General features: G+C 49.3%; 11 protein-coding genes. 6 read left to right on the plus strand and 5 right to left on the minus strand.

Going from position 1 to position 18,255, the window contains the following annotated elements; all coding sequences use genetic code 11:
• Positions 1 to 198 precede the first annotated feature (198 nt).
• Positions 199 to 927 carry a hypothetical protein gene (locus tag RBB62_RS18780; protein WP_309400789.1) on the minus strand — a complete coding sequence of 243 codons (729 nt, stop codon included), beginning with the start codon at positions 925 to 927 and terminating at the stop codon, positions 199 to 201.
• Between the two features lie 402 nt (positions 928 to 1,329).
• Between RBB62_RS18780 and RBB62_RS18785 the strand changes: the two genes are divergently transcribed.
• The 6 genes from RBB62_RS18785 (at position 1,330) to RBB62_RS18810 (ending at position 12,190) form a co-directional block, all read left to right on the plus strand.
• Positions 1,330 to 2,814, plus strand: a complete 1,485-nt coding sequence (locus tag RBB62_RS18785) for a sulfatase-like hydrolase/transferase (protein WP_309400790.1) — start codon at positions 1,330 to 1,332, stop codon at positions 2,812 to 2,814.
• Positions 2,815 to 2,876: 62 nt separating this feature from the next.
• The gene (locus tag RBB62_RS18790; RefSeq protein ID WP_309400791.1) at positions 2,877 to 4,247 is read left to right on the plus strand and encodes a GDSL-type esterase/lipase family protein; all 1,371 of its coding nucleotides are present in this window, start codon (positions 2,877 to 2,879) and stop codon (positions 4,245 to 4,247) included.
• Positions 4,248 to 4,359: 112 nt separating this feature from the next.
• Positions 4,360 to 7,560 carry a helix-hairpin-helix domain-containing protein gene (locus RBB62_RS18795; protein WP_309400792.1) on the plus strand — a complete coding sequence of 1,067 codons (3,201 nt, stop codon included), beginning with the start codon at positions 4,360 to 4,362 and terminating at the stop codon, positions 7,558 to 7,560.
• Positions 7,561 to 7,601: 41 nt separating this feature from the next.
• Entirely contained in the window at positions 7,602 to 8,243 is a 642-nt protein-coding gene (locus tag RBB62_RS18800; RefSeq protein ID WP_309400793.1) for a hypothetical protein, read from the plus strand.
• Between the two features lie 122 nt (positions 8,244 to 8,365).
• Positions 8,366 to 11,521 carry a glycoside hydrolase family 2 TIM barrel-domain containing protein gene (locus tag RBB62_RS18805; RefSeq protein WP_309400794.1) on the plus strand — a complete coding sequence of 1,052 codons (3,156 nt, stop codon included), beginning with the start codon at positions 8,366 to 8,368 and terminating at the stop codon, positions 11,519 to 11,521.
• A 324-nt stretch (positions 11,522 to 11,845) separates the two neighbouring features.
• Positions 11,846 to 12,190 (plus strand): hypothetical protein, encoded by a 345-nt coding sequence (locus tag RBB62_RS18810; protein WP_309400795.1) that lies wholly within the window; start codon positions 11,846 to 11,848, stop codon positions 12,188 to 12,190.
• Between the two features lie 186 nt (positions 12,191 to 12,376).
• Here RBB62_RS18810 and RBB62_RS18815 read toward each other — a convergent pair whose 3' ends face one another.
• From RBB62_RS18815 to RBB62_RS18830, 4 genes are all read right to left on the minus strand, one after another.
• Positions 12,377 to 14,362: a sodium:solute symporter family protein gene (locus tag RBB62_RS18815; protein WP_309400796.1), complete on the minus strand. Its 1,986-nt coding sequence runs from the start codon at positions 14,360 to 14,362 to the stop codon at positions 12,377 to 12,379.
• Between the two features lie 58 nt (positions 14,363 to 14,420).
• The gene (locus RBB62_RS18820) at positions 14,421 to 15,872 is read right to left on the minus strand and encodes a family 4 glycosyl hydrolase (protein ID WP_309400797.1); all 1,452 of its coding nucleotides are present in this window, start codon (positions 15,870 to 15,872) and stop codon (positions 14,421 to 14,423) included.
• A 276-nt stretch (positions 15,873 to 16,148) separates the two neighbouring features.
• Positions 16,149 to 17,153 (minus strand): LacI family DNA-binding transcriptional regulator, encoded by a 1,005-nt coding sequence (locus RBB62_RS18825; RefSeq protein WP_309400798.1) that lies wholly within the window; start codon positions 17,151 to 17,153, stop codon positions 16,149 to 16,151.
• A 198-nt stretch (positions 17,154 to 17,351) separates the two neighbouring features.
• Positions 17,352 to 18,197 (minus strand): PEP-CTERM sorting domain-containing protein, encoded by an 846-nt coding sequence (locus RBB62_RS18830; RefSeq protein WP_309400799.1) that lies wholly within the window; start codon positions 18,195 to 18,197, stop codon positions 17,352 to 17,354.
• Positions 18,198 to 18,255: the final 58 nt, after the last annotated feature.

Genomic DNA, 18,255 nt, shown 5'->3' on the forward strand with positions numbered 1-18,255 from the left:
TAAACTAACCAGTAAGGATTGCTGGGCTTATTTTAAACATGCAAAGTATCGGACTAATTAAAGTGCAAATGCTCTAGCCACTGCTGACGTTGGTCTTGCATCCCCAATCCTACTTCTCCCGATAGCTGGGGATCAGCACAAGAAAAATCCCCCGGACTCGCTTTCGCGGCCGGAGGACTCGTGGGAAAAATACGTAGCTTACTTCTTGCGTGAAGCTCTTACGCGGTAAGCCAGCAGGCCGACCATGCTCAAGAGCGCGAAACCAATCGCATTTGGCTCTGGGATCACCGCGCCATCAACGGCGACATCGCCGAATCGTGCGATGATGTTCCCGTTTTGGAGCGAACTTGCGAAGCGGAATTGAAAAGTATACGATTCCGCTGGTGCCAGGCCTGAAAGAACAACGGTGTTGCCAGTAGAAACATAAGCCCCTCCAGCAGTTGTACCTTGTGGAACAACTACGCTGTCACTGTAGATTACAGGATTGCCAGTTCCGAATCCTCCTACATCCGATTGAATATAGGTGCTGATTGTCGCGTCAAAACTCGATGAGTTGCTTGCGCCATAATCAAAGGTCATTGACTCCAAATCGAGTAGTTCTCCTGGATTCTCAGCACTGATGGTAAATGTAAAGTAGTCATCATCAGCTAGAGCAGCGGCTTCTGAAGTCCCAAGCGCCAACGTTCGCACGTAACCGCCAAGAGAGGAACTCGAGAAACCAATGTCAGTCGCACCGCTCTCACCTGACGACGCATCGCTAAAGGCGAAACTCTGCGCCACTACGCCAGTCGCAATATTGGTTGGGCTGGGACTTCCTCCAGCAAATTCATAGGTTACTATGGTTGCCGCATGTGCGCTAGAAGCTAGCAATCCCATCGCTGACAAATAGAAGAGGGAACTTTTGATGTAATTTTTGTTTTGTTTCATAATTGAGGTATTGTGAAGTTAACCAAGGTATCTCTGGTTATCAATATCTAACTTAGTGACAGCTTTCATTAGCTCAATCTAAACGGATTGCCATTTTATATTAAACGATTACCTTTTTCAATCATTTTGCCTGAATGACTTGACGTTATCTTTGGAAGGGGAAATATATAAAGTCATGAATGGTAAAGGTTTTCATTGTAGTTCGGGAACCATTTGAGTTCGATCGCTGTTTGCATTAATCTAACCACAGCACGGATTGATTCCTAGAAAATGCTGATTGTTACCTGTATCTGAAAAGCATAAATTTTCCCAAAAGCGAACTGTGATTTATTTTATAGTGACATTACTCAAAAGAGGGTGCGAATTATCGTTCTTTTGGCTGGATATGATTGTGATTCTAGTATGAAAAAACCAAATTTTATCATCATCTATGCAGATGACCTTGGTTTTGGAGATTTATCCTGCTACGGGGCTCTAGGTATACCAACGCCTAATTTAGACAGCATGGCAGCGGAAGGGATAAAATTCAGCCAATGTTATGCGACTGCTGCTACATGCACGCCATCCCGCTATAGCCTGCTCACCGGCTCGTATCCCTGGCGAAATCCGCGCGCTCAGATTCTTGCTGGTGATGCGCCGATGATCATTGGCGAGCGTGAGGCAACCCTACCTGGCCTACTAAAAGATGCGGGCTACGCCACAGGCGTGATTGGTAAGTGGCATATCGGTCTTGGCGATGGCGATATCGATTGGAACGGGCAGATAAATCCTTCGCCGCTGGATGTTGGCTTCGATGAGTCTTTTATCATGGCCGCGACGAACGACCGTGTGCCCTGTGTCTATGTGGATGGCAACCAGGTCGCCAATCTTGATCCCGACGATCCCATTGAGGTTGTCTACGGAAAAGAGAATCCATTTAGTGATGTGCCAACGGGCAGGAGTCATCCTGAGCGGCTAACGATGAAGCACAGCGATGAGCAGCATTGGGATACGATCGTCAATGGCGTGCCGCGAATTGGCTTTTGCCGTGGAGGGGGCAGCGCTCAGTGGGATGATGAGACCATGGCTGAGGAGTTCCTGGATCGATCGAAATCATTCATATCGAAACATAAGGAAGAGCCGTTCTTTCTCTACTATGCGCTTCATCAGCCCCATGTGCCGCGCATACCAAGCCTGCGTTTTGCGGGCGCCACGAACCGGGGGCCAAGGGGCGATGTGATCGTGGAGCTGGATTGGTGCGTGGGCCAAATTCTTGAGCATTTGAAGGCTGAAGGTATTGACGAAAACACCGTTGTTATTTTCTCCAGTGACAACGGCCCGGTGCTCAAGGATGGGTATGAAGATCACTGCATGGAAATGTGTGGCTGCCATAAGCCAACAGGTCCACTTCGTGGCGGCAAATACAGTATGTTTGAGGGTGGTTGCCGTGTGCCCACAATACTGCATGCGCCCGGTATGATTTCTCCAGGAGAATCGGCGGCACTCATTAGCCACGTAGACTTTATCCGAAGTTTCGCGATAATGGCGGGCATTGAAGCGCTTGGAATGAATTGGGTGGACAGTCAGGATATGAGCCAAGCCTTACTTGGGGTTGATCCTGTTGGCCGCGAATTCTTAATCACCGAAGGCATTTGGTCGAAGACGGTCATCCGGTATGGCAAGTGGGTATTCATTCCGCCTTACGACGGGCCGCCGGTGATGAGAGACAAGTTTATCGAAACTGGAAATTCAACAGTATCCCAACTCTATGACCTGGAGACGGATATCGGCCAAAGGCACAATGTGTGCGATCATTTTCCGGACGTTGTGAAGGAGCTAACGGCATTGCTTCGAAGTGAGTATCGGGATAGCCCTCCGCCCACACTGTCCAAGTTATTCCCGGACTAGCTTGGAGCTTTCGCGAATAAACTTTCGATAAAGCAGAGTCTGCACCAGCCGCTTTTGCGTTGTTGGTTTACTGTCACCCTACGGCGGGGTCTTACATCAGATTAGAAAGTGCTATATTCATTAAAACCCTTAACCCAAACCCTGATTTCATTGCGCCACATGTCGCGCATCATGGATTCCAACCTTTCCCAAAGATGTTTCCAAACCGTCAGCGAAAAATCGCCCTCAGACTTATCCTTCAGCTCCTGATCACTTGTGCGTTGTGTGCCTCCACTTACGCGGCTAGCCCACTCAATTTTTTAAAGAACCTAACTGAGAGTGAGTTTAGCGGTGAGCAAGGCTCCACAATCAAAATAAAGCAGGTTTCCGGGGAGTCGCACATTCTGGTCGATTACCCGGCGAGCAAGCACCCGGGTCTCGATTTTACGCCACTGACTCCACTGGACTTATCGGCGTATGACTCGGTTGAAGCGACGCTAACCAACCTGGGTGAAACGACTACCACATTCACAGTACGCGTTGATAATGACGGTGATTGGAGTATGAAGCCTCATCCATACAATGCGGAAGTTGTTACACTGGCTCCGGATGAAACCAGCACGGTTTCGGTGAATTTTGGCGTTACCTTTAACAAGCGCGGATTTAACCTGGATAGTAGCGCTGTCACCAAAATCCTGATCATCGCCAACAATCCCAGCGGGCCTGGCGGTTTTGAGCTTAAGGAGCTTAGCGCCACGGCAGCTGATTCGCACAGTTCCACCGGTCCAACGCCCTATCCCGACAAGCATGACAACGGTGCCTGGCCCGGCGTGGGGCCCATACGCGTCTTCAAGTGGATGCCGGTCAATCGGGACTACTTCTGGACTCAACGACAAGCCGATCAAGGGAAAGTGGTGCTCGTTGGTGATTCTCAAATTGCCGGTTGGCAGCCTTACTTTAAACAGTATTTCAAAAAGGATGAAATAGCGCTGCGTGGCATCGGTGGTGACACCAGCCGAGGATTGTTATTCCGGTTTCAGGAAGACGTGATGGATCTCAATCCGAAGGGCGTGGTAATCCTCATTGGCGGCAATGACTTAAGCGCTCATGCCTCACCGAAGGATATTATCAGCAATATCTCGTCGATCATTGAAATCGCGCGGAAGCAGAATCTCGATTTGCCCATAATTCTCTGTCAAGGGCTACCCAAGGACAACCCGAAGGCTCCCTTACAACCCGGAGCTAAGGCGGAACTGAACCGAAGAATTGCTGAGCTTGGAAACCAGTTGGAAAACGTCGTCGTGCTTGACCTTTACTCGCCCTTCACCACTGAAAACGACACGTTGATTTTGAGTTACTTTAAGCCAGATATGACCCACTTAAGCAGTGATGGCTACAAGCGATTTTACGATGTGTTGATGCCAGAAATGAGTAGAATGAAGATGTCAGAATGAGTTTTGAGTTCAGCTTAAGTCAGATTCTCTCGCCATTTGTGTGATCCTACTTTAAAGCTGTCTTTTGCGTATTTATACCCCCCAACCCCCAACCCCCAACCCCAAAGCAACGGTGAACCCCAGAAATCCAGCGAGGCTAAAGCAAAAATCCAAGGGATTTGCTCTGCTGATCAGCTTGTCGTTAATGTCGCTACTGGTACTTTTGTCGCTATCACTTACGACGTTAACTCACATTGAAGTGCAGTCATCGACGGTGACTAAGAGCCAGGCCAAGGCGCGGCAAAATGCTCTCTACGGATTGCATGTCGCGCTGGGGCAGCTTCAGGCGCTTGCAGGGCCCGATCAGAGAGTTACCGCTCGTGCTGATCTGCAAGGTAGCGTGGCGAATCCATACTTCGTTGGCGTATGGGATAGCACTTCATTGACTTTGGATCCAACATCGCCAATGGCCTGGCTCGTAAGTGGCAAAGTTGGCGCGGTCCCAATCAACCCAACGACAATACTATCAAATCCGGATTCCAATAATAGTACGGTGTGGATGGTTAATCCCGACTCCACGACGACAACTGACGTTAGTGTGAAAGTCATTAGCGAACCGATCAGCAACAGCAGTGGCAACTATGCCTATTGGGTGGCTGATGAAAGCTTGAAGGCGAACGTTTCCCTCACCGATCCCTTTGAATCGCCATCGATTGAATTGATGGATTTGATAGGGGTAGATGAGGATGGGATTGAACAGTACCGCTACCTCTCTACGAATCGGTTCGGCATCGAAGGGGTTAGAGATGGTGGCGCAGTTCAGGTTGGCGATGCGTATCCAGCCAGTGTGCCGGACTTCAAATCGAGCTTGGCCAATCTGGAATCGATGTCTGATTTTCCGCTGGCAGCGTTGTCACAGCAATCCCGTGATGTCTTGATCGCCACTCAACGCGAAAGAGAGCATGACTTAACCATATACTCTCGGGGGCTCCTCACGGATGCTGCAAACGGTGGACTTAAAAAGGATTTATCTGTTTGGCTAGATAACCCCGGCGTAGGCCCATCGGATAGCGACTACATCGCTTCGAACGATAACTATATGCCGAGATGGGGCGCTATTCGTGATTATCATTCTATAGTCAACGATGGCACGCCGCTTGCACCTATTGCGGCTAGTCGGGCAGATTCGGACGCTGCAGCTGAGAATGCTGGCTTACACCCAGTCATGACATATGCACAGTTTGGCGTAGCGGTGTCTCACTCCGGGGGGGACTCGCCGGTTAATTTTCACTTTTTCCCCATCGTTGTTCTATGGAACCCTTACAACGTGCCCATCGCTGCTCACGACTACGAGATGTGGTTTGATTTTTCGGATGTGCCTACGGGCAATCGCTCTCACATATTTCTGAAGAAAACTGACAACACGACGATGGCTAAGGCTTTCCTTACGGTTCCTGAAGTCGTCGGTGGTGGAGATGCACTCAGCGGTGGTTTCAAAGGATTTCGTTTTGATTTGCAGAGCCCAGTCATCCCCCCGGGCCAAAGCCTTGTTTATACTTTGGACGCACTAGTGCCAACTGAGCCATACGTTGAGGGGCAGAATGTTCTATCGGCAAATGCGGTTCCCGGACTTTCAAGTTCAGTCATTATTCAAGGTCCATCATTGAGCAGTGCCGACTTGAATGATTCCTACAAGTTGACGAAGAACAGTGGCACGCTTGGCATTTCCCTCAGAGACTCCGCAGATACCGATATTGTCTACCATCAGGTTCAGTCGCATGGCCATGACGGCAACAACATCTGGTATGGCCCCGTTAAGAATTTTAAGATTCCCGATAGCGGCTTAGTTTTTTCGCCACAGATCTTCTTTCGTGTCTCCAAAGTATTTAGCCAAACCGAGTTTGGTTTGTACGGCCGTGAGCCAAGGTCGATGGCATATCATAATGCGCTGGCGACCGATGTCGTTCACCTTTCACCGGACATAGGAATTGAGTACTTTTTCGATTACGGTTTCACCAGTAGCCAGCAGCCCAACTTTGGAAACGGCAACCGGGCCTCAGCAGGAACCAGCATTGATGCGCCGACGCCAATGGAAACCAATGACTTCATTGTATTTTCATTTCGGCCGGAGGATACGCCGCTGTTTTCATTGGCGCAGCTACAGCATGCAAACTTGTCTCTCAGTAACTATAATCCGGTTTACGCCGTGGGTAATTCGGTTGCCAGTCCTTACATTCCTCGGGATGAAACCTCGGTACTGCTTACAGACATCAAGTCCAACATGCAGGTGGAATACGCTCCCTTTGATTCTTTGGAAACGATCCATGATCTATCACATGAATTAAACACTGAGCTCTGGGATACCTATTTCTTTTCCACGATTCCATCCAGCATCAACAATGTGCAGTTAGAATCCCCCGAGTATCAGTTGCCGAATTCGCGTTATAAGATCACCACCGACAACGGCATAACAATTGATGCAAATAGGCTACGCGCTACCGATTACGATAAAGCGGCTTCTATGCTCTATATTGACGGTGTTTTTAATATTAATTCGACCTCGGTTGACGCATGGAGAGCCTTGCTTCATAGCCGTATAGACATTGCTGCCTCGTCTGATGACGAAGAGCGTAAGCATTCTTTTCCGCATTATCCCGATGTCGATACGGTCCTTGATAGTGATTCGACTTGGGAGGGAAATCGAACCCTTACTGATGCACAGATAAACCACCTTGCGGAAGCAATCGTGGCAGAAGTGCGGCTGCGCGGACCATTCAGGTCGATGGCGGATTTTATTAATCGGCGTCTCGTCGATGATAGCACCGGATTAAAGGGGACGTTGCAAGCAGCCATCGACAGGGTCGATTCTGACGCAAGTATACCAACTGAGGAACGTATCAATATCCATGTCGATTTAGTCAGCACTGCGAACCAGATTAACATCAATGAGTATTACAAGACTCCCTTTGTCATCACCGCGCATTGGCTTGGTAGTGATGAGAATCCCAATGATATTGTTGACAAGCCCTTTGCATCTCAGGCGGCCTTTTCACCCGGTTATCTCTCTCAGGCGGATTTGCTCACCACACTCGGTCCTTTGCTCACTGTTCGCTCAGATACCTTCCTAATTCGCGCTTACGGAAATGTGATAAATGAGTTTACCGGAGAGCTAGATGCCGAAACTTGGTGCGAAGCGGTCGTCCAACGCGTGCCCGATTATTGTGATGACACACTAGCCTCGTGGCAGACTCCTTTGCCTGGAAGTGAGAATGAGACATTCGGTCGGCGATTTGTGGTCACTTCGTTTCGCTGGTTATCTGATGATGAGATCTAGATATTATGCCTAGAATTTTAAGTATAGTCTGTATCCTTCTTTTGCTTCCCAGCCTCGGCAATGCCGTTAGCCTGAGGTTCGTAAGTCTCGAAGATGACATAGATGACGTCTATTATATGGCGAATGGGGAGAAGGTCTTTATCTCTTCATTCACCGGTTCGCTATCGCAGAACTACGACTATCCTGCACAGGACTCTGCGCTCAAGTTATACCAGGATGTTATTGGTGTTGATGGCGCTCCCACGCGAAAGTTGATGTGGCAGGAAAAGCTGCCCAAAGATGAGTCGGAGCTTATTGCGGTTCTCATCCGAAAGAATACTCAACCGGATCATTTCTATGGATACATTATTGTAGACTCAGGCAGCAGCCGTCCTGCGCTGAGCGTTACTACCGTAAATCTCTCGAAATATAACTTAGCCTTCCAGTTGGACAACGATAAATACCTGCTTGATAGCCTGGATACCAAGCAAGTTGAGGTGAGTGCGCAGCGCATGAATTTCATTGTTCGGATAGCGGCCCTGAACGATGACGAATGGAAAGTCGTATATAGCAATCCGCTAGCCATAAGACCCGGTATTCGCCTTTTAATTCTACTGCGTGACTGGAGACCCACGCCGGGTTCTAAAGATACCAGCGTCGAGTTCTTCAGTATTTATGACCGGCCGCCAGCAGAGCCTGAGTAATTGAATCTTAGGCCTCTCTTGTTGGGGCAATTTTTGAACTGAAGATATTTGTCATTGTATGGTCTTATCTTGTTCAGGCTGAAAGAAATTTTTTTATCCTCAAACGCTAGTTTTGCGTAACTATGCCATTAACAAAACTCGATACTCTGCTGGGTAAATCCTTTGAGCAGCCAGATCTTTGTGGAATTCGGCGTGTCCCCATGCGGGCCACCCAATACTCATTCCCTGACGAAGCGTCAGCGCTGAGTGGGCAGCGTGAACTATCGTCCTGGTGGCGCTCGCTCAATGGAAATTGGCGTTTCCTATACCGGCAATCACCCGAAGATTTGCCAATTGGCATAGAGCAACCTCATGCCGATGCTAGCGGTTGGACGGATATTCCAGTGCCGAGTAATTGGCAGTTTCACGGGCATGGCATTCCGCATTACACGAATGTAAAAATGCCCTTTCGTGAGGAGCCGCCATTCTCACCGAAACATAACCCTACGGGTGTCTATTCACGGACATTCTCGGTTGATCCGAGTTGGCAGGAGCGGCGTGTGGTATTGCATTTTGGCGGTGTCGACGGGGTGCTGCAGGTCTACATAAATGGTAAGTTTGTAGGACTGAATAAAGACTCGCGCCTGCCTGCTGAATTTGACGTCACTGATTCAGTTGATTTCGGCGGAGACAATCAGTTGGTCGCGATTATTACTCAATACAGCGATGCCTCATTCGTTGAAGATCAAGATCAGTGGAGGCTGGGTGGACTTCACCGGGATGTCTTTTTATACAGCACGGATAAGGTGTATGTGGAGGATGTTTTTATCCTCGCTGATTACGACCCTTGCAGCGGTGAAGGTCTGCTGAAGCTGGATGTACGCGTGGAAATGGGCGCAATGCCGGAGCCAGGATGGCAGGTGAAATGGAGTCTCGTGGATGATAAGCTTTCACCCATTACGGAGGCAGCACTCGAGCCGGTAGTAACCGAAAGAAAGCACCTAGTGCCTTGGCCACGCGTCGGCGTGCGCACAGAGTCTCGCATTGCGGATATTGAAGCCTGGTCTGCTGAGCAGCCAAAGCGTTATCGCCTCCTGCTTTCACTAATATCGCCCGACGGTGAAACAATCGAATCGTGCGCATTTTGGATTGGTTTCCGACGCGTTGAAGTCACCGAAGGTCAACTGTTGGTAAACGGCAGACCGATACTGTTTAAGGGAGTTAATCGTCACGATCATTCCGATACGACTGGCAAGGTCATAAGCGAAGAATTGATGCGCAAGGATCTGGAGGTCATGAAAGCATTCAATGTGAATGCCATCCGCACCGCGCACTATCCCAATGATCCAAAGTTCTATGATCTGTGTGATGAGTATGGCTTCTATGTCATTGGCGAAGCGAACATCGAGACGCACGATTTCCATAATCAAATTTGCCACGACAAGCGTTACGCGACTGCTTTTCTTGAGCGCGGGATGCGCATGGTCATCCGGGATAAAAATCACCCCAGCATCATTCAGTGGTCACTCGGCAATGAGTCGGGATATGGCTCAAATCACAGCGCAATGGCGGGCTGGATTCGCCACTATGATCCGAGCCGCCCAATGCACTACGAAGGCGCTATTTCACGAGGACAAAGTTGGTCCGACTGGAATCGCGGACACCTTGAGACCGATGTCATTTGCCCAATGTATGCATCGGTGCAGGATCTCATTGATTGGGGGGAAGCGCCTGGAGATCCACGTCCGGTAATTCTGTGCGAGTATTCCCATGCGATGGGCAACAGTAACGGATGCCTGAAAGAATACTTCGACGCCTTCGAAAAGTATCACTGCCTTCAGGGGGGATACATCTGGGAATGGCTGGACCATGGCATCCGGCAGACTGACAAGGATGGCAACGAATACTGGGCCTATGGCGGCGATTTTGGCGATGTGCCGAACGATGCAAACTTCTGTGCCGACGGTCTTGTTTGGCCGGATAGAAGTCCACATCCTGCATTGTTTGAATTCAAGAAGCTCGCCCAGCCACTGGCGGCCTCTCTCATTGATTCTGAAGCAATGAAGATCGAGGTGCGGTCTAAAATGGATTTTCAAAGTCTTGATCACCTTAAGGCGCATTGGACATTAAATGCGGATGGAGAAGTGATAGCCTCTGGTAAGTGGGGGTTGGATGGCATTGCGCCTGGCGAGGCAAAGTCATATGCATTGGAGGGAGCGCAGACTGTTGCTCGTGCCTTTGATGGTGATTTGCTGACCTTGCACATTTCTTTCCGACTTTGTGAATCGGAGGGACTGCTATCCAAGGACCATGAAGTCGGTTGGGAACATTTCACGCTGAGGGAAAAGAATCTTCAGCAACTGCAATCTTTTGAAATTAATGACCGTGCGCCGGTGGAAGTATCGCCGGGAATCGATGCTGGTAATACCGTTTGCCTGAGCAGTGGTGAAATCAGCGCGTTGTTTTCCACGGAAAGCGGCGAGCTGATTTCCTTAGGAAAGGGCGATAGCGATGATAATTGGTTGGCGGCTCCGCTAAGTTTTACCTGGTGGCGCGCGCCAACAGATAACGATGGTGTGAAGCTTTGGACAGGGCAGGATCAGAAGCCTCTCGGTCGCTGGTTGAAGGCAGGTTTGCCCGAGACGAAATTGCGGTTGCTGCGGTGCGAATCTTCGGCTGATGCTTACTCGGCCGAATGGGAAATTCGCACTCCAGTTCATGCGAATGCTGGGCGTTTTACACAGTGCTTTCAAATTATCCCGCAAGGATTGTTGGTGCAGAACCACCTTATCTGTCATCAAGATTTGCCTGACTTGCCTCGTGTGGGCGTTCAGTTTGCTCTGGGGGATGGGTTTGAACAATTCAAATACTTCGGATTTGGTCCGCATGAGAGTTATCCAGATCGTATGCATGGAAACTGGTTGGATGTATTTTCGACAGCAGTCGAGGATGTGTATGTGCCCTACATCATGCCTCAGGAATGCGGAAATCGAACCGGTGTGCGCTGGTGCGAATTTATCAACGAATCGATTGGCCGCAAGTTGCGCATAGATGCAATCGCTTCGCCAATGGATTGTAAAGCGACTCATTTTGCTGATGCCGACTGGTTCAATGCAAAGCACACCTGCGACCTTAACGCGCGGCCTGAAACATGGGTCTCGCTTGATTATCATCAGCGGGGACTCGGCACTGCCAGCTGCGGACCAGATACCTTGGAAGAATATCGATTGCCTCCGAAGGATTACGGTTGGGCATTTGTTATCTCGCTTTCAAATGTGGTTGGTCCCCTTACTACCTAAAAATTCATCCGACCGCATGAATGCCATGATTGCGGTCCTTCGGTAGCGGCTTCAATTGGTTCGAATGGAAGGAAAAGTATTGTTTGCGAAGCTGTTCATGGCGCATTTTACTTTGGTCCAGCAAGCAGTTGGCATGTTCTTGGCTATGGTTGGCCTGTAGGTTTATTTATACCAAAGTGATACTGGTTTTATCACTCGTCAATCGCAATCCCGCATGGATATTGGTCGGCCTGCGGGGATGTATTTCATAACATTTTCGTACAAACTTTGTCCCAGCAGGTTCGCCTGACGTGATCTATTTCATAAAATCAATTTTGAGTCGTTTTGTCTCGAATTGCCGAATATCCCCTAAACGGGGAAGTTGGTTCTTATCATCTGTGTCTGCTGTTGACTGAAAGGAAAGGGTGGTTTCATCTTAGAGGGCGTCTAAAAACTCAAGTGGTCTTCGCCGGAGTGCGTCTTCGAGGTCAAAATATCATTTCTTCATCTCGACGAAACTGGTTTCGCCTCGATTCAGAAGCCGAAAATTTGCCTCTCGAATACATCTCGCCGACTCGATCAGACTTTTTAGACGCCCTCTCAGATGGACATACCGTGGATGGTCGCGCCATTACCGAATTTGAACCGAGAGCCTTAGAGTTGAAAGATGCGGCGGGCATGATTGGTTAACCGGGACAGCACCACGAGGAGGGCTAGGTGTTTGGTCGTTCAGTTTGATGTAGGCGAGGTTAGCTCCTGAAAAAATGGAGGGTTGGTAGTCGAGAAGCTGTTCATGGCAAATTTAATTTTGGTCCGGTAGGCAGTTGGCATGCTCTTGGCTATGGTTGGCCTGTAGGTAAATTTTTTCTCTCGGATTTATCCTTGGCTGGTGTGCGTAGGATCATTTATTTCATCCAGGTTTCGATTACCAATTACCGTTCCATCATCAAGTTCATTGATTGTTTCACCTTTAAGTCGATCGAATAGACGCAGGATGTCTCTTGTTCCACCCCAGGTGAACCAGATTGCGGTGACGAGGGAAACGAAGACGGGTATGGCCACTGCAGCAATTCGCCAAAATTGCTGCCACCATTCCATGGGCCATGGGTTGATGATATTCCAAATTGATCCAATGATGAATGTGCTAAACCATAGCATGCTCCACGAGAACAAGCCGATCGTGATAAATTTGTCGGATTTTGTGAAATGCTCATTGAAATTGAGTATTTTAGCCAGTGCTCCGTAGCTGTTCTGTCGGTTTTCAGATTCGCCTCGCCCAGTTGCGGGCCAGCGTTGATACTTGCCGCGGTGGAGCATTCGGTCCATGTCGAATTTTTCTTTGCAAGTGATGATTGATACCACAACATAGGTAATCATCGCCGAGATGCTGGCAAAGAACGAAACCTGCATGCCGTTTAAAGGGAATTCTTCACGAAATAAGAGGCGGGCGATAATGCCGCCAACTGATAGACAAGAGCCAGAGATTAATGCTGCCCATGCGCCTTCTGTCGTTCCTTTCTTCCAGTAGAGGCCTCCTATTATCACGGCACCCGCGCCGCCAACATAAATTGCCATGGTTATGGACCACCACATTGAGATGAAATCTGTTTGTGGGAACAGGGCACCAAAAATAAAAGCGAAACATGCTACGCCCGTTATTGATATTCGCAAGGCACGAATGTGCTGTTTCTTTCCAAAGGGTTTCTTTCTCAATGGCACTAATACGTCCTGTACAAACATGCTTCCCCAGGAGTGCAAATGTGTAGAGTCGCCACCAAATATACCCATGATCAAGATAGCGCAAAACGCGCCCTTGACTCCTATCGGCAGCATATGTGAAACCGCCATTGGAATTGTCATTTGCGCTCGTGCGTGTTCGTTGGGTATCTGCTCTAAATCCTGATAGACTGCTGAGGCTTGGGGTGCGTATGCGGGGTGAAACAGATACGTTAAGGCACAGATAACTAATAGAATAATAACCGCTTGCTTCCCTGAGTCTCGCCAACGGCCCAGAATGTTGCCCATCCTGTTCTCATGTGGTGTCAGGCCTGATGAGTTATAGGCGCTTTGATTTTGCCACGCCATCGTTCCATAGACGCTAACACATGCCGCCATTAAAACATACCATAAGTTAAAGTCTTTTAAGGCAAGGGAATCGAAGGGATTGATTAGTGATTTTCCGGGAGGTTGGTTGCTCATTGCTTCAATGATCTGAGACCAATCGAACATCAGAAGCAGGCACACAATGATCACCAAGTAGAGTATTTGTGATATCATGCCTTCTAGGCAGTCGGTGACCATTACGGTGATTTGCCCACCTGCTAGCGTAAGTGTCAAAGTGATGGAAAGCAGTATGGCCATAGCGAGTAGGTGAGAACCAACTTCTACTCCCATAAAACTCACAACTGGCGGAAGGCCAATAAAGGTCGCGATGAATCTCGCGCCGATCACCGGTATAATCCCGAAGTTAACGATTCCCGCGAAGAATCCGAGCACACCAGTAAAAACGCGGAATCGCTTACTGTAGCGAATCTCAAAAAATTGGGCCAAAGTCATAGCCCGAGTTTCGCGGTAGCGATATACGACAAAGCCGGTAATCGCAACCATGAGGCCGACTGGGATATTTATCCAGCTCCACCACACCATGGTGAATCCTGCGCGCGAAAAGATCTCGAATAATGCAGCAAACACAACGGCCCCTGCATTCATTTCTCCTCGTGATACTGCCAAGAGATAGCGACCAGCAACACGACCGCCTGACATGAAGTCGGCAACGCTTCGCATGTAGCGCTGTGTGTACAGACCAATTCCGAATACTATGCACAAGGCAATTGCAATTAATGTCCAATCCCAGAAATGCATGGATAGATAGGTTTAATGAGGGATGGCCTCGTAATTTCTCGGTGAGTGCGTTGGTTGCTTAGCGATAGCCCGGTAGGTATTCCTCTTGCGCATCAAACATTTCTAGCGCCATACTTTGTATTTCTTTTGGGCTGCATACCGCAGAGCAAAGTGGGTCAAGTAATAAAGCATGAATTGCGGCTTCTTTGCTTCTTTCCATGGCCGCAGTGGCGGCGAGGTCGAACATTCTCATGTTTGATGCGCATAGGGCAGCCATTTGTGCTGGCAAAGAGCCATAGCGAACTGGTTGAACTCCGTTCCCGTCCACTAGGCAGGCGACTTCCACGCATCCGTCTGCAGGCAGGTTGGTTATCAGTCGCCCCATGCCATCGATACTGTTCATTACATTGCCATGTATGCGGAAAGGGGCATTTTTCTCTTTGGCTTCGATGATCCAACTCGCATACTCCCAAGTGCGTTCTCGGATTACGTCGCGCTCACCGGCAATCATTTCGGAGTGTTCGCGATCAACTCGTTTGCGCCAATTAGGCCAGTTGTCCGCATAGAATCCAGATTCGCCGCCATATCCTTCGCGGCAGTATTCTTTCTGTATCCCAGTGCGTTTTCGATAATAGGGAAGGTATTCTGATAGATGCCCGCTTGATTCAGTAATGAAAGCACCAAAGTGGAGCATCATGTCTTTCCGGACTAGGTCTTCCGCATCTTTGGGGTCGGTCGGTTTGCCTGCGAGGTCTTGTCGTGCCTTATCCTTCAGGAGTGGATATAAGTCCTCGCCCCTATGTTCAAATTTCGTGAACCATGCTAAATGATTAATGCCCGCACATGACCATGCAATGTCTCTCAGTGGGATGTTAACGCGTTTGGCTAATAGTTCGCTGGTTCCCTGGACGGAGTGACATAAACCGACAACTTGCATATTGGAGCTGCGACCAGACGCCAGACACATCATGCTCATTGGATTGGTGTAATTTAAAACGATTGCATTTGGGCATAGTCGTTCTGCGTCCTTTAAGACCTCTAGCCAAACCGGAATAGTTCTGAGTCCCTTAAATAGGCCTCCGGGGCCTATGGTGTCACCAATGCATTGATCGATGCCATACTTAAGCGGTATATCATAATCATGGCGCACGCAGGCTAGCCCCGCGACTTCGATGCAACTGATGATGTAGTCACTGCCTGCGAGAACATCTTCCCTGTTTGTTGATGCAGATACCTTCCATCCCGTAATTCCGAGGGCCTTGAGCAGGAGATTGATGATTTTCTTAACTGGTTCTAGTCGAGTGGGATCGATATCGACTATTGCAATTTCTCCTCCCACGGATCCAGGGATTTGGAGCACGTCATTGACGAGGCGAGCGGTAAAGAAACTCCCCGCTCCTAACATCGTAACTTTAATTGGGCGAGTTAGGTTGCCCGGAAGGGCGAGTGTTTGGGCTGATTGGCTATGAGAGGCTGGGCCGTCATGCTTTTCATTACTGACGGGAGGAGCGCTGAGGGTCGTTTGTTTCATGGTTAAGTCGATTTCTCTGCTACTATAAAATGTGTATTAAATGAAAACGTTATTAAAATAGGAGCGAAGTAGCTTACTGTGCAAGAATAAAGATTGGTTTGCTCAATCGCTTAGCGCTGCGCCAAATTTATTGAGCATGGCCGAGTGTGGATTCGGTGTCGGCGGCTTTGCGTTGCTATGAAGCGCACGGTTGAAAGGGCTTAGGGGATGCCCAGTTCGCAATGATTTCTGTTCCCGGGGATTGGGGCTTGGTTTGCGTACTGCGAAAAGTTAGTCTTATCGCGATGGTGCGGGTCCTGAGCTTTGTCGGACAACCAATTTGGGCATGAGCAATTGGAAGCTTTGTGGCTTCCTTTTTTCAATTTTGCATATAAGCCAATCAATCGATAGTGTGACGAGTTCTTGTATCGGTGGCTGGATCGATGTTAGTTGGGGGCGGTTGATTTTAGCCAAGATGGTGTCGTCGATTGAGACTATCGAGTAGTCGCGCGGTGCCTCTAGGCCCAACTCGCGAAGACCGGAGCAAATGGCTACGGCCAGGAGGTCGTTGCCGGCTAAGCAGGCGGTGCAGCCAGAGTCGACAAAGTCTTTTACGGCTTTCTCGCCAGCTTCGTAGGTCCAGCCAGTGGTAATTCTCCAATTCTCCGGAGCGAGTTGGCTTTGTGAGCTGTAGAACGTTTCATACGCAGATATTCTCCGCCGCCGGCCTCCGACTTCATCGCCTCCGGTTACTATGGCTATTTTTCGATGGCCTAAATTCCATAGGTGTTGGAGCGCTATCAGGACGCCGCCCTCCATGTTGACGATTGCAGGGGAGTGTTCAGCAGATCGATCAAAGGTGACTGATGGTATTCGCTCGACCGCCGTTTGAAGTTCATCGCCATCGATGAGGGGGTGGTGATTCATGACCCCGTCGATCATGTTGGACGTGAAGTCTTTTAGTTGACTGATGACTTCCTTCTTGTCGCCTTTAATTATTTTTAAGAGTAAGCCGTAGCCTCGATGTGCTAGCTCATTATTGACGATTTCGATATTTCGACTCGTATATGGATTGTGAATTTCTGCGCCGATGACTCCGATTTGATGTGTCATGCGAGTTCTCATGACCTGCGCCGCCTTGTTTGGCTGGTAATTCATTTCCTTGGCCAGTTCAAGAATGCGCTCCACTTGCACTGCGGAACTGGCCCAGCGGCCTTTGGTCTTTCCGTTTAGGGCGCGCGAAACCGTACCAACAGATACGCCCGCAGCTTCAGCAATGTCCTTTAACTTAGTTTCTGCCATTTGCAAGTTGCCTTGCATTTAGCGCTCATTATCGATGCCGCAGTCAAGCACTAAAGCGCCAGTCAATTTTTCGAAGCAGATTTATTCTCTGCTGAGTCTGTGTATTTGTTGCAGTGCATTTCTGACTGGTGTGCGTGGTGAGTGGTGGATTGCCAATGGCGGTGGCTGCTGCCACCACCATTGAGCGAAGGTGATTTTTTACGCGATTTTATTTTTTCTGCGAAGCCAGACCGCGAGGCCTGCGACTGATCCGAGCATGGCAGCCAGGGCGGATGGCTCTGGGATGGCGGCGAATGTGAAGTTGTCGATCTGCTGTGAATTTGCCCCCGCATTGAAGCGAACACCAGCGGCAGCTAGTGTGAAGTCAGTGACAGATACGCCTGATGCTACAACTGTTCCATTGATTGACAAGTCGGCCGTGTCGTTATCTGTGTTAAGTGCGAGTTGGACGGTATTGAAGCCCGTGCTGCCGGAGTTGAAGCTGTAGCCGCTGCTTCCGGGGGTTCCGCTGGCAACGATGCTTGCTGTTGAGCTGAAGCGCGAAAATAGATTAAAGCTACCATCGCCGTACAGGTAAACGTAGACTTTTGCACCGTTCCCGCCACCGCCAAAAAAGGAGTTTTGGAGAGTGTTATCGCCTAAGGCCATCTGAATGCCTTGGGTGCCGCTACCAGCGACCTGCAAGTCCATGCTTAGGCTTACGTTGCTATAAGTGCTGACTGCGGGATCCAGGGCTGGAGTGACGTTGCTATCGAAGTTGATTACGGCTAGCGCTCCACCGATGTTTGGATCTTCGGCGGTGCCAAACTCGGTGCCTACCACGGCGGTGTGCGCGGTCCATGTGGCATTGCCGCTGGTGGTGGTGGTGCCATTCAGCTGTACTCCATCTCCCAGTGCTTCAAAGTCATTGGTAATTAAGACGCTGGCACTGGCTGTGGATGCGCCTGCTCCGATTAGGATGCTACAGGCCAAGCTGGTCTTTAGGAGCCGTGTGATGGGCTGTGTATTTGCTGAATTTTTGCTGAGGTAGTGTGGTGTGGTCATAGGTATTTGGTTTTTGTTAAGAACGTTATTAAAAGAGAGAAGTGCCTTCTCTGTCAAG

Origin of the sequence: Cerasicoccus maritimus, from assembly GCA_031296935.1 — a bacterium.
GTDB classification, from domain to species: domain Bacteria; phylum Verrucomicrobiota; class Verrucomicrobiia; order Opitutales; family Cerasicoccaceae; genus Cerasicoccus; species Cerasicoccus maritimus.